The organism is Dyadobacter alkalitolerans DSM 23607, from assembly GCF_000428845.1.
GTDB classification, from domain to species: domain Bacteria; phylum Bacteroidota; class Bacteroidia; order Cytophagales; family Spirosomataceae; genus Dyadobacter; species Dyadobacter alkalitolerans.
On record NZ_AUAS01000007.1, the window covers coordinates 132,741 to 146,495 of the forward strand.

Here is a 13,755-nt window from a genome sequence, read left to right on the forward strand (position 1 = left end):
TTTCGGCCTGAAATATTGTAAAACATAACGCAATCCGACAGCCATAACCCGACAGCCGGTTGCTTCTTAAAATAAAGTCCTGATTTCTTCTTTTAAGACCTTTAATGCATGTGCCGAAGGCTGCACTTCTCTCTCGATCACGTGCGAAAATATTTTTTTTGCAAGATCCGCAGGAGGGGAGTCCGCAGCCACTTCCGTAGAAGCCTGGTTAATAACAGCAACCATTTCGTTCATGGCGTTCGTCACCTGTTCCCAAGCATTGCTGCTGATGTACATTTGCTGCGCAACATTATGATTGTATTCTTCGCGGATCTCGTGCAGGAGGATCTGTTGCAATTCCAGTGAGCTCATTGCCGAGGGCACCAGTCTTAACAACAAATTATTAGGTGCGATCCGTTCTAGAAAGAGGCACATGCGTTCGTAAGCCTGCAACCTTAATGGAAGCGTAATGTCGGTATGTTTGCCGCGGATTTCCCATCTTTGCTTATCCGACAACTTGGATGCTACGGTTGTAATGGTCGCATAGATGCCGAAGATTATGGCCAAGCCAAGCACGAAAATAACAAGCAGTGAATAATATTCCATCGTTTTTAGAGTGCTGATTTTGATCAATAAACCGCAAAATTAAAGGAATAACTGCATTAAGCAGAGAATTATTTGAAATAGCGAATGGATTGACAGCCTTTCGTGTTCATGGAGATACTTAACACAACATTGCATCAGATCTCAAATGGAAAGCCCTGTTCAGCTTACAGATAAGGCCAAAACGGAAATAAGGACAACATTAGCCGCCAATAAAATTCCAGATACTTACGGATTAAGGGTGGGACTAAAAGGCGGCGCATGCAGCGGTTCATTTCTGCTGGGTTTCGACACCGCAACCGAGCATGACCAGACTTATGTGGTGGATGATATCAAGATCTTTGTGGACAGGCGACACCTTATGTACGTAATCGGTTTGTCTGTCGATTTCGAGGAAGGAGCGAACGGCACTGGTTATACGGTTTCTACCGAGGAAAAGGTGTAATTAAGTATTTGCATTAATCTTCAATGGTTACATGTTTCCAGTTTTCTCCCGAACGAATCCTGTTAAGCTGCGTATGCGTGATCCCAAACTGCTTTGCAATCATTTTTAAGCGGTTATTGTCATTCTTCAACAGCTTCTTTATGATCCTTACCTTGCTCTCCGTCAGTTTGTAGTTTTTAGTCCTCCTTGGGATAACACGATTGATAAATGCTGGGTTTTCCCGATTATGGTCGATCATTTCGGCTTTGGTAACCCATTTCAGGTTCTCGAAATGGTTGTTTTGTTTTTCAAAATCCGAGTGAATCACGAAGATGTGTTCATCGCTTGGTTTGTCAACAAAATGCTCCGCTACGAGCTTGTGCACGTATCTGTTGATCGTCTTTCCACCTGTTACCCGTATGTTTAATGATCTGTAACCTTGTATTACAGAGCCTTTTATCACTGCGCCTTCTTTTGGATTATTCTGAAAGCTCTTTAACCTGCCGTAATTTGATACTTCGTAATGAGGAGCGTTCTCGATTTCGTCGAAGATAATTTTTGCCCACTTTTCGTTCCAGAAACTCCGACCTACATTTGACTCATTCATTTTGATACAATATATAATAGTTTTTAAAGCTGTTTTTAGTACTCACTCACACGATCTGTTGTCTTGGAAACGATTTTGCATCTTTTCGATGTTAATGAGCAAGGAATATGATTCCATTTGTTCACTAAATCTAAAAGTATGAAGCGCACGCTTATCCTCGGAGCAACCTCAAATCCCACCAGATACGCTTATCTGGCTGCACAAAAACTCAGAACCTACGGACATCCGATTTTGCTCCTTGGCCGGAGAAAGGGAACTGCATTAGGTGAAGAAATTCATTTGGACAAACAAGACTGGAAGGATGTAGATACGGTGACGTTATACATTAATCCAACCCATCAGCCCGAATATTACGATTATATCCTTTCTTTAAACCCTAAACGCGTCATCTTCAATCCCGGTACAGAGAATCCTGAATTTAAAAGCATCCTAGTAGATAAAAATATCATACCAATAGAGGGATGCACGCTAGTAATGCTTTCAGTTGGCCAATATTAGGCTATTTACCACCTGATCAGCGCAGAAGCCCACGTAAACCCGCTTCCGAAGGCAGCCAGACAAATAAGGTTTCCATCTTGTAACCGGCCCTGCTCCCAGGCTTCCGCCATGGCGATGGGGATGGAGGCTGCCGTGGTGTTACCGAAACGTTGAATGTTATTAACCACTTGTGCCTCAGACAGCCCTAGTTGTTGCCGCACATAGTCGCTGATACGGATATTGGCCTGGTGCGGAACCAGTAAATCAAGATCGCTTTGCTGAAATCCATTCGCTTCCAGGGCCTCAGTGATCACCTCTCCAAAACGGACGATTGCGTGCTTAAAAACCGCATTTCCGTTCATATGAACATTGAAACCACCCTCGTCGAGCATTTCTTTTGTGGCAGCCCGGCCAGGACGGCTGCTGCCTGGTTCTTTTACATATAAATCTTCTGCAAAACGCCCGTCTGCGTGAAGGTGTGTAGATAATATACAATGTTGGGGATCTTCAGTAGCGGTAAGAACCGCTGCCCCGGCGCCGTCTCCGAAGATTACGGCGGTGTTTCTGCCGGCCGTGGTCTTGTCAATCCAGGAAGACTGGATCTCGCTGCCGATCACCAGTGCTGTCTTATACATGCCGGAGCGGATGAACTGATCCGCAATGGAGAGTGCATATAAAAACCCGGAGCATTGCTGACGGATATCGATCACCGGCTTCCCGTCCATGCCGAGCTCGCGCTGCATTAAAAAGGCGGAGCCGGGAAAGAAATAGTCGGGTGTAATGGTGGCGTAAACTAGAACGTCGATGTCGTTGGGCTCCAAACCTGCACGTTCCAGTGCCTGCCGGGAGGCTGCTGCGGCCATGCTGTAATTGGTGTCTTTTCCATGCTCAAAGTAGCGGCGTTCGCGGATTCCGGTCCTTTCCTGGATCCATTCATCCGAAGTCTCCATCCATTTGGTCAGGTCATTATTGGTGACAATGTTATCAGGCACGTAATAGCCAAGACCGGTTATTTTAGAGAAAGCCATACTTTTTTTGCGAAGAATTACTTGAAAACACCCGTGACAAAGTTGCAATAAAAACTAAATGTTACCAATTGATCTATCCTTTTTCGTGACATTATCCAGCACCGAAAGCAGGATGTAAAGAATGATAATGGCGGGCACTGCAAGGATTTTAAGCGTCAGGATCAGAATCACTGTCGATGCGATAAGCAAAAACCGGAATTCGTTCCCTTTCCAGCCGAAATGCTTGAATTTCAATGCGATCAATGGCATTTCCATGACGAGCATGAACGACATTACGACGGATAAGATGAGGAGATTGGTGGTGTTGACAATAATGTCTTTCCAGAACGGATCTTCGGTCAACAGGATAACCGGGAGCGATGCGATCAGCATTGCGTTGGCCGGCGTGGGCAGGCCAATGAAGGAATCGCTCTGGCGGGGATCATTGTTAAACTTCGCCAGCCTTAGCGCTGAGAAAATGGCAATGATAAACGCTGGATAAGCTTTCCATATGCCGAGCAGGTCGGGAATGCTTTGCATCAGAAGCTGATAAACAATAATGGCTGGCAATAACCCGAATGTCACCATGTCGGCCAGCGAGTCAAGATCTTTTCCGATGGCAGAACTCACTTTCAATAGCCTCGCCACAAAGCCGTCAAAAAAATCAAAAATAAGTGCTGCGCCGATTAAGATGCAGGAAATAACCAGATTGTTATGAAACGCTTCTACGACTCCTATGCATCCGCATAGCAGGTTTGCACAGGTGAGGGCGTTGGGAATGTTGCGGCGGATCATGGGTTATTTGAAAAAAGGGTTGTTTTTCTTCTCGAAACCAATGGTCGTTGCCTGCATATGGCCTGCGTAAACCTTATAGTCATCAGGCAATGTAAACATTTTGGTGCGAATGCTGTTGATTAAAATCTCATGGTTTCCTCCCGGCAGATCCGAACGCCCGATGCTCATGTGAAACAGCACGTCACCGCCTATTAAGAAATGATCTGCATGGTTTACAAATGCAACGTGTCCGGGAGCATGGCCGGGGACAAAAATGACTTCCAGCTCAGTATTCCCGGATTTTACAATTTCTCCTTCTGTCAGATAACGGTCAATTTCGGGCTCGTCAAACTGGTAAAAGCCATAATTGGAAGCGTAAGTTTTAACGGCTCGCAGGTAAGGTTCATCGATCTGGTGCAACGCAAATGGAATGTTATATTTCCGTTTTACAGCTGCAACGCCCAGAACGTGATCAATGTGTGCATGCGTGTTGATGATCCCGACCGGTGTTAGGCCATTTTTTTCAATAAAACCATATAATTCCTCGTATTCATCTTTCTCCACACAGCCCGGATCAATGATGACCGCCTCGCCCGTTTCGTCATAAAGCACGTAGGTATTTTCCTGAAATGGGTTGAATGTGAAAGTCTGGACAGTCGTCATTTTATCTGGGTAAGAGCTGCAATAGTTTCGGACGAAGTTACAAAACACTTTGCAAACAGACCTGAAAGATGCCGTGAATGTGCCAAAAACAAAAAGCGCCGCAACATTAAAAAATGCAGCAGCGCTTTAAATCAGAAGTTACCAAGAACCGTTATTGCGCGGATATAAATGCTTTAACCCGGTCATAATAAACCGTGTTCAGACCCTCATACCCGGAATCAACGCCCACAAAGAGCCAAATCTCACCATTCTCGTTGGCCTTCACGGCAAATGGCTTCGTGTTGGACTTTTTAGTAAGCCGGAATGCGCTCTGAGTGCTTTCGTTGGTCGCGTTTCCAAGGATAACCGCATCAACGCCTTCCTCCGACTGGGCTCCCTTGTCAAGATTGAATTCGTATGTTCCACTTACCAGTCTCCGGCCTGGCTGAACACCGGACGCGCCGGCTTTCAGAAACATGGAACCGCCGGGAGCGCCGCCGGCGCCTATGCCGTCTTCGGGATAATTTGTTGCAATGGTCACTTCAAATGTGATGTTGTAAGTCTGGTTCGCATTAAAGCCGGTCAGTCTCTTTTTGAGATACATAAACATATCATCACTGCGATTTGACGCCTCAACGAAATAGGCATATTTGCTCGTATCCAGGCCGGTCGGCAGCCGTGAACGGACCGCTAACATGCGGAATGTTGAAGAATCTGTGGTTGTGTCGTATTCAGCAAATTCAGCGGCCCAGCCATCCGTGCCGGTTTCAAAAGCGGAATCAGAGATAAATACGGGGTTAAGCGAATCGCCGTCCTTGCACGATGACATGAAAGCAGCCAGCGGAAAGACCAAAAACAGGATCCATTTTTTCATGGTGGAGTAAAGTTTGTAGTTGAGTTATTGACTTTAATTACCAATAGGATCAGTTTTCAGCACAGATGGTTGGAAATATTGTACAACATTTTAGCATTACCCAATCAGGAAAATCGAAGGTTTCTTGTGCAGATCGGGCTTGGCCGACTTCCAGTTTTTGACAGACATCGTCTTAATAAACTCATCCTCAGCCGTCACATTAGCAGCAATACAAAGCATCGTATCTGGTGCGCAGGATTCGAGGATCGCCTCTAAAAATGTGTTGTTACGAAATGGTGTTTCCATGAAAATCTGCGTCTGGCCTGTTTGTCTGGCGTCACGTTCCAGCTGCTGCAAAGCTTTTTTCCTTTCGGATTTATCAATGGGCAGATAGCCGTGAAACGCAAAAGACTGGCCGCTCAGCCCAGAAGCCATCAGCGCCAATAAAATGGAGGAAGGACCAACCAATGGCACCACCTGAATACCCAGTATATGAGCCAGGCCCACCGCCACAGCGCCGGGGTCGGCCACGCCCGGGCAACCCGCTTCCGACAGCACGCCCGCATCCTGGGTAAGCGCCCGCAAATGCTCCCGCGTAATGTGCTCAGGCGTATCCTTGTGCAGCTCGATAAATGTTAATTCGTCAATGACCTTACCTAACCGGAGGCCGCTGATAAAGCGCCTGGCCGTCCGCACATTCTCTACAAAAAATACATTGAGATTTTGGATCGTGCTAAGAATCTGAGGGCTTAGCACTTGCTGCTGTGTATCATCTGCAAGGATGGTCGGGATAAGATAAAGCTTGTTAGGGGGCTGATTCATAAGTTAATTTGAAATTTAAATTTTCTTCCAACCTTATTCACCTGATTTGTTTCATATGTGAAAGAACAAAGTTAAAAGACAATGAAACAGTTACTATACATACCCTTCTGTATCGCCCTGTTGTTATCCTGTAAAAAAGACACAATGGAGGCAATGAGCGCCCCGGAGCTTTTATCTGTTCAGGGCAAATGGTATCTCACCGCAGTGGAGAAAAACGCCATCGACGGCAGAAATAAAGTCTGGGAACCCATTGACCCTGCCAAAGCAGACACGCTGATCTTTCGTTCCGATGGTGTAATGCTTGACACAGACGGGAAACCGCGTTGCTGCGCCCCCGGAATGCTCATTATCAATGATCAGGTAATGCCTGTTAAGCCGCAGGTCGCGCTTCCACCGAATCCGTTATGCGTACTCGTCAATTGTGTGAATTGCGCGAGTTGGGAAATAGAATTATCCGGTCCTGAAATGATCGTTACGCCGTGCAATAACCAGCGGTTTAAGTATGTCAGGTAGTTTCTTCCAGGAATTTCAGCAGCGCTGCAACAAATGCTTTCGGTTGCTCCGCCTGCACCCAATGTCCCGCGTCGGCGATGTTTTCGAGCCGGGCATTCGGAAATATTTTTAGTATCCCTTCCCAGTCTTCATCAACAATGTATTTGGAGTTCTCACCCTTGATAAAAAGGGTGGGGGCTTCAATTTTTTGTTTAGAGACAATCTCCGATCCTACCTTGCTCATATCGGATGTGAGGATTGGCAAATTAAACCGCCATCCGAAACCACCTTCGTCTTTCCTGTATAGATTTTTAAGCAAAAACTGACGCACTGCTAAAATCGGCTCGTATTCACTTAATATCTCGTCCGCCTGGTTCCTGCTTTCAATTTCGTCGATAGGAATCGCATTAAGTCCTTCCAATATTCTTTTATGATGGATAGGGTAGGCTTTGGGTCCTATGTCCACAATGACGAGCTGTGTAAGGGTTTCCGGGTAAGTTACAGCGTATTCCATAACGGTTTTGCCGCCCATGGAATGGCCGATCAGAACAGGATCAATGATTTGGTGCTCTTCCAGAAAGCCCTTCAAATCTGCTGCCAAGGTCTGAAAATCCAGATGTCCCTCGTGAGGGGAACGTCCGTGGTTGCGCTGGTCGACGAGATATACCTGGAAGCCGTGTTCAGAAATGGTCTTGCCAATTGTAAGCCAGTTGTCGAGAAAACCGAAAACGCCGTGGAGAATAATCACAGCTCTTCCGCTTTCACCGATCTGTTTATAGTTGAGTTGCATTATGTATTGGAGATGGTTTTAATGGTCGAAATGTAAAAGTCGGGCTATTTATAAGAAGGACAAAGCCAGGCAGGTTTTAATTCAACATTGATTTTCCAGGATCTTTTTGCGGGTGTTTCAAAAATTTATTTTTCAACCGAAAAAACTGGTTAGCACCTCAATAATTGCTTTAAAAAGCCATGGGGCTGATCCGCTGGTTTATTAACAATTTCTTAATCTTTGTAATATTGAATAATTGGTACAGAATTATGTATTATTCCAACAAATCAAGCATTTACGCTGATTAGTATTGTATTTTAGTAGGATTTGCGATTTTGTTATTGAAATAAAAAAGAATTTATTTTACGGTAAATATTACTCATCGTCATTGATGAAGCTTCTAATATTGCAAACCAAATCAACCAAATTTATGAACGGGAAAAGTTTACTTTTCAGGGCAGCGAGCCTAGCGCTGGTTGTCTTCCTATTATCCCTGTTTAGTCCTGATGTCAGGGCGCAGGTAACTTCATCAGCAATCAGTGGAAGAGTTACAGATGCCGACGGCGAAGCATTGCCCGGCGCAACAGTCCTTGCCATTCACGTTCCCTCCGGCACCGAATATGGTTCAGTAAGCAATGCTCAAGGGGAATATATAATCCCTGCGGTGCGCATTGGGGGGCCTTACTCAATTAAAGTCAGTTTCGTCGGCTTTTTGGACCAGCAGATTAACGACGTTTACGCCAATCTTGGTTCAGCAGCAAATGTGAACTTTAAGATGGCGGATGGAAATACTGAGCTGAAAGAAGTGCTCATTACGAGCAGCAGAAACTCCGTAATTAATTCTGACAGGACCGGTGCGGCGACCAACATTTCCAATTCGACAATTCAATCAATTCCCAACATAAGCAGGGGGTTGAAGGATTTTACAAAATTAAGCCCACTGGCAAACACAAACGGGAATGGAACTTCTTTCGCAGGCATCAACAACAGATACAACCAATTCGCTATTGACGGATTGGTAAGTAACGATGTATTTGGGTTATCGTCCTCCGGAACAAACGGTGGGCAAACAGGCATCGAGCCTATTAGCTTAGACGCAATTGAGCAATTTCAGATCAGTGTTGCTCCTTACGATGTTACGCAAAGTGGCTTTACGGGAGGCGGAATCAATGCGGTTACTAGAAGTGGTTCTAATAAGATTCAGGGATCCATATATTATTTTGGTAACAACCAAAACCTTGCGGGAAAAACGAATCCAAATACGGACAAGGAGGATAAGTTGTCCAAGTTTACAGATAAGCAAGTGGGGTTCAGGATAGGCGGGCCTTTGATCAAAAATAAACTTTTTCTTTTTGTAAATGGGGAGTGGACACGTCGGGAAACACCGCTATCATTTACGCCAGGTCAGCAGGGATCTAATATTACCACTGCTCAGGCGGATAGCGTTGTGGATGTTTTAAAAAGAATTGCTCCAAACTATAATCCGGGATCTTACGGCAACATTGCGGAAGAAACAAAAAGCAATAAATTCCTTGCAAGGTTGGATTGGAACATCAACAAGGCCCATAAGTTAACGCTTCGGCATAGCTATACATACGGGGAGCAGATCCAGATCAGCAGAGGTGTAAACAGTCTGCGCTTTTCAAGTAATGGTGTATTTTTTCCAAGTACTACAAATTCAACCGGGATTGAGCTGAACAGCTCATTTGGAAGTTCGATGTCCAACCATCTTCTCATTGGATATACCAGAGTAAGAGATGACCGGGACCCGCTGGGTAATCCATTTCCAAACGTAAATATTTTAATGAGCGGAGGCCGTTCGATAGCGATCGGAAGTGAAAGTTCGTCTGTTGCCAACCAGCTTGATCAGGATATTTTCAGCATAACAGATAATTTCACTTTATACAAGGGAAAACATACACTTACATTCGGAACGCACAATGAGTTCTACAGTTTCTATAATTTATTTGTTCAGAATATCTACGGAAACTATTCCTACAGAACACTTGCAGATTTTGCTTCAATCGGCACTCCAAACGAAGTAGCACCTGTGTTTTACGGGATTGGCTATTCTCTTGATCCCAGCGATGACCCGAGCCAAAGTGAAGGAGGTGCAAAATGGAAAGCATTTCAATTGGGCTTTTATGCTCAGGACCAAATTAGCCTGAGCCCTAATTTCAAATTAACAGCAGGGCTTCGTTTGGATATTCCTGTCTTCTCGGAAAAGCCGGTTGCTAATCAAGCGTTTAACGAAGCTTATGCGAAGTTTGACGTGGCTACTGACCAAATCCCAAGCACCAAATTGATGGTGTCACCCAGAATTGGATTCAATTGGGACGTGAAAGGTGATAAAACACTTCAGATAAGGGGTGGATCCGGTATTTTCACCGGAAGAGTGCCATTCGTTTGGCTGTCCAACCAGTACTCAAACAATGGTCAGCTGAACGGAACATTTAATACGGGAACCAGCGCTAACACAGCCACGCCTCTAACAAACGTGACAAGGTTCGAAGCAGATCCATACAAGCAACCAAAAGCTTCTGATCTTGGGGGTAAAGCTGGTGTTGGTGACATCAATGTTACCGATAAAGCTCTTAAATATCCTCAGGTTTTTCGTAGTAACCTTGCCATTGATAAGCAGCTTCCGGGTGGCTTTGTGGTTTCACTTGAAGCAATATTCTCTAAGACTTTTAATAATGTGCGTTTTGAGAATCTTAACAGGGTTGAGGATCCTTCGTCCGTCTTTACCAATGTAGATAAACGAATCAGGTATAAGAGCGGAAGAGCGGATGCAAATTTCAATGAGATTATTAAGTATACAAATACCAATAAAGGCTATACTTATAATTTGGTTGCTCAAATTCAAAAGCAATTCAGCAAAAATTTCAATGCTTCGGCAGCCTACAATTATGGAATGGCGAAAGATATCAATCCCGGTACTTCCAGCACGGCTTATTCTAACTGGCGCTTCTACTATTCTGCCTCCGGACCTAACAGGGAAGAACTGGGATATTCGATCGGCGATTTGCGTCACAGAGTAATTGCAAATGCGAGTTATAAGATAGAATATTTGAACCATTCTTCATCGCAGCTGTCTGTCTTCTACAATGGGCAGCACGGTCCTAATCTATCTTATGTCTATAACGGCGATCCGAATCTGGATGGGACGAGTGGCAATGATCTGATTTACGTGCCAAAAAATCAAGGGGAAATTGAATTGGTAACATCAACCAGAAACAATGTTACTGAATCACCGGAAGCACAATGGACGAATCTTAATTCGTTTATCGAAGGCGATTCTTATCTGAAAGAAAACAGAGGTAAGTATGTAGAGCGGTATGCGAAAAAGTTGCCTTGGCAAAACGTGATTGATGTGCGCTTTACACAGGAGTTTGGCGTAAAGGTTGGAAATACTATCAACAAGCTCCAATTTACTTTTGACATTCTTAATTTAGGTAATCTCTTGAACAATGAATGGGGCAGGCAGTACAGCATTTCTAACAATAGCTTTTCTCTCATAAACTTTGAAGGAACAAAAACAGGTACAACAACGCCTACCTACAGCTATAAACCTACACTGACAAATGGGAAACCATTTTCAGCAGAAAACATCAATTCTCGCTGGAGGGCTCAGTTTGGGGTTCGTTATATTTTCAACTAATTCAGTTCAAACGGTCAGAAACAGAGAAGGCGTTCAATGAACGCCTTCTCTGTTTCTGACCGTTTGACAGCGCTATTGCCTATCACAGTTGTCGATTGCAGTAGAAGATGAAATTTGCCAATATTAACAAAATGTTGCTTTTCGGGTGATACCAAGGAATTTGTGATGATGTAAATTGTTGTAACTAATATTTTACTTATTTTCACTTGTAGAATTAGTTATTAATAAATCCGATTGTTGTAGAAAATGTATCACTTAAACATTCAAAATGATGAAAACTGGAATTTTACGTTTTGTTGAAGTAGCATTTCATTTAATACTTGTGTGTTTTATTGTAGTCTCGTGTCAAAATGATACTGATGTAAATGCCAGAAAAGAGGCAGTTGCGGATATTGACAACTCAACGGCCTCCACAGTGCTTACTGAACAGGCACTTCCGGGGACAGCAGGCGAGTCGGTTGTTTTTAAAATGAATGGAGAAGAAATTTATGTTAAAAAAGTTGGTGATAAGTATATCTGGATGGGTGATATAGTTTTATCAAAGGAACAGGTTGAGATGCTTCAGAGTGGAGCAAATCAGCGGACTGCAACATCAGACTTTGTAAGACATTGGCCTAGCTCAATTGTTTACTACACAATTAATTCTGGTTTGGCAAATCAGCAGCGGGTAACAAATGCTATCGCTCATTGGGAATCAGTGACTTCTTTGGACTTTCAGGTGCGGACCAATCAAAGTAATTACATCGAATTTGTATCCGCTGGTGCTGATGATTGCTCCTCGAGTATCGGCCAGATAGGAGGAAGGCAAACAATAAATTTAGGAACAAATTGTTCTACGGGTAACACTATACATGAAATCGGACATGCCGTCGGTTTTTATCATGAGCAAAGCAGAACCGATAGAGGTAATGCGATACAAATTAATTGGGCCAACATTGAAAACAACGAAAACACCAGAAATCAATTTCGGACTTATTCGGAATTGGGCAGACCTGGCTTCCAATTTGGTGCTTTTGATTTCGGCTCTGTTATGCTTTATGGATCCTTTGCTTTTAGTAGCAATGGGTTACCTACCATTCAAAGAATTAATCAAACCAACTTTGTCGGTCAAAGGAATGGCCTTTCACAAGGAGATATTGAAACGGCCAACGCTATTTATGGAGCTCCTTACGCAAAAGTTAGAAAGGTTCAAATCTCGTATGATTCCAATTCCTCGGGTACCACATCATACTATAATGAAGAAGCTGACTATTTCGTCGAATTTTATAATGACAGACAGTGTACGTCACCATACACGGGTAATGCGCCGAGAGTCGTAAACGTAAATAAGCAACTAAACCAAGCCAATGGATTTGGAGGATACAGCTCCTCTATTTCAAATTTAAGTTACCAACGTCTAAATGGGGAATCAGGCGCTATTTGGTTGGGTAGATACAATAATTATGAAAATACAAATTATGGAGATATAACTTCTGGCGAGTATGTGAACTTCGCTGTCACGAGCCCGAACAAGGGGAATTATTGAATTTATCATCAGTCGTGTACTCTTGACTTTCGTCTGAACTGTAAGATTTGTAAGAAACGAAGGAGCCTGTTTCTGAACCGGAACAGGCTCCTTCATGTCAAATGGCGCCAACTTTATTTCTGTACTTTTTCGGTTGCCGTAATAACCGCCTCAATACCAGCCCGGTAACCTTCCACAATCAATCGGGAAATGTCTTCGGAAGTGAAGTGTTGTAAATCAAGAAAAAGCGGTGCGGCGGGACGGATAACCGTTAGTTTCATAGGCTTCCCGCGGAGATTGGAACGGTCTACAAATGACTCGGCCCAGACAATGTTGCTGTTGACGATCTGATTGACCGTAATGTCCCTGACACGCTCTATTAATGTGATCAGGTTGCGTGAATTTATGTCTTCCGGCTGATACAGAAGCGGTGAATGGCAGGCGATCAGCACAATTTCCGTAGCACCATCTTCAATCGCCTGCCGGATCGGCGCCACTTCGCGCAGACCGCCATCCAGGTAAAGCTGCTGCTCAATCTCGACAGCGGGCATCAGCATAGGAATGGATGAGCTTGCGTATACATAGCTCATAAAGTGGGGACTATTGGGCGAAGCATACTTGATTTCGCCGCTGCCGATGTTCACGGCGCCTACTTTCAGCTTAACGGGGTTGTTATGGAGATATTTATCGTTCACATGCTTCCGGATCATGGAATGCAGGGGCATAGGATCCACGATCCCGTCGAAACGGCTCATAAGCGTCGCCATACCCAGCATTACACGGGAGCGGAGCATGGAAATGTCCTGCGGCTGCGTAATGTTTTTGATCCAGAATTCGAGCAGTTTTCTGCTGACGACCGGCCATTGCACTGCATTCTTTTCGTGCATTTGCTTTCCAGCTTCATTGGCAAGAAATGTTGCATTCAGCGCGCCGACGGAAATGCCGTAAACCATTTCGGGCTCAAACCCATTTTCCAGCACAGCTTGTATAACGCCAACCTGAAAGGCGCCTTTCATTGATCCTCCTCCCAGCACTAATGCTTTCATGTAATGTTGTTTGAACCGGGGTGCCGGCGCAGTGATTGAATGGTAGAACGACGGATCGCAATCCTAATTTTTTCAATTCTAAACATTTTCATACT

General features: G+C 44.3%; 14 protein-coding genes. 5 read left to right on the plus strand and 9 right to left on the minus strand.

Annotated features, from left to right (window positions below; translation table 11 throughout):
• Positions 1 to 66: 66 nt before the first annotated feature.
• The gene (locus G395_RS0115600; protein ID WP_026630908.1) at positions 67 to 585 is read right to left on the minus strand and encodes a DUF7935 family protein; all 519 of its coding nucleotides are present in this window, start codon (positions 583 to 585) and stop codon (positions 67 to 69) included.
• Positions 586 to 730: 145 nt separating this feature from the next.
• Between G395_RS0115600 and G395_RS0115605 the strand changes: the two genes are divergently transcribed.
• Positions 731 to 1,027 (plus strand): HesB/IscA family protein, encoded by a 297-nt coding sequence (locus G395_RS0115605; protein ID WP_026630909.1) that lies wholly within the window; start codon positions 731 to 733, stop codon positions 1,025 to 1,027.
• A gap of 13 nt (positions 1,028 to 1,040) precedes the next feature.
• On the opposite strand, the gene G395_RS0115610 is transcribed toward G395_RS0115605, so the two are convergent.
• Complete coding sequence (locus G395_RS0115610) at positions 1,041 to 1,613, minus strand: NUMOD4 domain-containing protein (protein ID WP_026630910.1); 573 nt, start codon at positions 1,611 to 1,613, stop codon at positions 1,041 to 1,043.
• 138 nt (positions 1,614 to 1,751) lie between these two features.
• On the opposite strand from G395_RS0115610, the gene G395_RS0115615 reads away from it, so the two are divergent.
• Positions 1,752 to 2,111: a CoA-binding protein gene (locus tag G395_RS0115615; RefSeq protein ID WP_026630911.1), complete on the plus strand. Its 360-nt coding sequence runs from the start codon at positions 1,752 to 1,754 to the stop codon at positions 2,109 to 2,111.
• A gap of 5 nt (positions 2,112 to 2,116) precedes the next feature.
• On the opposite strand, the gene G395_RS0115620 is transcribed toward G395_RS0115615, so the two are convergent.
• From G395_RS0115620 to G395_RS0115645, 5 genes are all read right to left on the minus strand, one after another.
• Positions 2,117 to 3,118, minus strand: a complete 1,002-nt coding sequence (locus G395_RS0115620; protein ID WP_026630912.1) for a 3-oxoacyl-ACP synthase III family protein — start codon at positions 3,116 to 3,118, stop codon at positions 2,117 to 2,119.
• Between the two features lie 54 nt (positions 3,119 to 3,172).
• Positions 3,173 to 3,892 (minus strand): CDP-diacylglycerol--serine O-phosphatidyltransferase, encoded by a 720-nt coding sequence (gene pssA / locus G395_RS0115625; protein WP_026630913.1) that lies wholly within the window; start codon positions 3,890 to 3,892, stop codon positions 3,173 to 3,175.
• 3 nt (positions 3,893 to 3,895) lie between these two features.
• The gene (locus G395_RS0115630) at positions 3,896 to 4,534 is read right to left on the minus strand and encodes an MBL fold metallo-hydrolase (RefSeq protein WP_026630914.1); all 639 of its coding nucleotides are present in this window, start codon (positions 4,532 to 4,534) and stop codon (positions 3,896 to 3,898) included.
• A 151-nt stretch (positions 4,535 to 4,685) separates the two neighbouring features.
• Positions 4,686 to 5,387, minus strand: coding sequence for a hypothetical protein (locus G395_RS0115640; RefSeq protein ID WP_026630915.1), 702 nt, complete (start codon positions 5,385 to 5,387; stop codon positions 4,686 to 4,688).
• A gap of 96 nt (positions 5,388 to 5,483) precedes the next feature.
• Entirely contained in the window at positions 5,484 to 6,188 is a 705-nt protein-coding gene (locus tag G395_RS0115645; protein ID WP_026630916.1) for an SAM-dependent methyltransferase, read from the minus strand.
• 81 nt (positions 6,189 to 6,269) lie between these two features.
• On the opposite strand from G395_RS0115645, the gene G395_RS0115650 reads away from it, so the two are divergent.
• Complete coding sequence (locus tag G395_RS0115650) at positions 6,270 to 6,701, plus strand: hypothetical protein (RefSeq protein ID WP_051350189.1); 432 nt, start codon at positions 6,270 to 6,272, stop codon at positions 6,699 to 6,701.
• Here G395_RS0115650 and G395_RS0115655 read toward each other — a convergent pair.
• Positions 6,694 to 7,470, minus strand: coding sequence for an alpha/beta fold hydrolase (locus tag G395_RS0115655; protein WP_026630918.1), 777 nt, complete (start codon positions 7,468 to 7,470; stop codon positions 6,694 to 6,696). The genes G395_RS0115650 and G395_RS0115655 overlap by 8 nt on opposite strands.
• Positions 7,471 to 7,879: 409 nt before the next feature.
• On the opposite strand from G395_RS0115655, the gene G395_RS0115660 reads away from it, so the two are divergent.
• Both G395_RS0115660 and G395_RS31165 read left to right on the plus strand, forming a co-directional pair.
• Positions 7,880 to 11,110 (plus strand): TonB-dependent receptor, encoded by a 3,231-nt coding sequence (locus tag G395_RS0115660; RefSeq protein WP_026630919.1) that lies wholly within the window; start codon positions 7,880 to 7,882, stop codon positions 11,108 to 11,110.
• Between the two features lie 268 nt (positions 11,111 to 11,378).
• Positions 11,379 to 12,635 (plus strand): M12 family metallopeptidase, encoded by a 1,257-nt coding sequence (locus tag G395_RS31165; RefSeq protein ID WP_051350191.1) that lies wholly within the window; start codon positions 11,379 to 11,381, stop codon positions 12,633 to 12,635.
• A gap of 113 nt (positions 12,636 to 12,748) precedes the next feature.
• Here the strand turns inward: G395_RS31165 and G395_RS29525 are convergent, their stop codons facing one another.
• Positions 12,749 to 13,660, minus strand: a complete 912-nt coding sequence (locus G395_RS29525; protein WP_051350192.1) for a patatin-like phospholipase family protein — start codon at positions 13,658 to 13,660, stop codon at positions 12,749 to 12,751.
• Between the last annotated feature and the right edge of the window lie 95 nt (positions 13,661 to 13,755).

Coding starts and splice junctions, on each gene's coding strand:
- G395_RS0115615 (WP_026630911.1), top strand. CDS start 1,752: ATGAAGCGCACGCTTATCCTCGGAGCAACCTCAAATCCCACCAGATAC.
- G395_RS0115610 (WP_026630910.1), bottom strand. CDS start 1,613: ATGAATGAGTCAAATGTAGGTCGGAGTTTCTGGAACGAAAAGTGGGCA.
- pssA (WP_026630913.1), bottom strand. CDS start 3,892: ATGATCCGCCGCAACATTCCCAACGCCCTCACCTGTGCAAACCTGCTA.
- G395_RS29525 (WP_051350192.1), bottom strand. CDS start 13,660: ATGAAAGCATTAGTGCTGGGAGGAGGATCAATGAAAGGCGCCTTTCAG.
- G395_RS31165 (WP_051350191.1), top strand. CDS start 11,379: ATGATGAAAACTGGAATTTTACGTTTTGTTGAAGTAGCATTTCATTTA.
- G395_RS0115640 (WP_026630915.1), bottom strand. CDS start 5,387: ATGAAAAAATGGATCCTGTTTTTGGTCTTTCCGCTGGCTGCTTTCATG.
- G395_RS0115600 (WP_026630908.1), bottom strand. CDS start 585: ATGGAATATTATTCACTGCTTGTTATTTTCGTGCTTGGCTTGGCCATA.
- G395_RS0115605 (WP_026630909.1), top strand. CDS start 731: ATGGAAAGCCCTGTTCAGCTTACAGATAAGGCCAAAACGGAAATAAGG.
- G395_RS0115655 (WP_026630918.1), bottom strand. CDS start 7,470: ATGCAACTCAACTATAAACAGATCGGTGAAAGCGGAAGAGCTGTGATT.
- G395_RS0115650 (WP_051350189.1), top strand. CDS start 6,270: ATGAAACAGTTACTATACATACCCTTCTGTATCGCCCTGTTGTTATCC.
- G395_RS0115660 (WP_026630919.1), top strand. CDS start 7,880: ATGAACGGGAAAAGTTTACTTTTCAGGGCAGCGAGCCTAGCGCTGGTT.
- G395_RS0115645 (WP_026630916.1), bottom strand. CDS start 6,188: ATGAATCAGCCCCCTAACAAGCTTTATCTTATCCCGACCATCCTTGCA.
- G395_RS0115630 (WP_026630914.1), bottom strand. CDS start 4,534: ATGACGACTGTCCAGACTTTCACATTCAACCCATTTCAGGAAAATACC.
- G395_RS0115620 (WP_026630912.1), bottom strand. CDS start 3,118: ATGGCTTTCTCTAAAATAACCGGTCTTGGCTATTACGTGCCTGATAAC.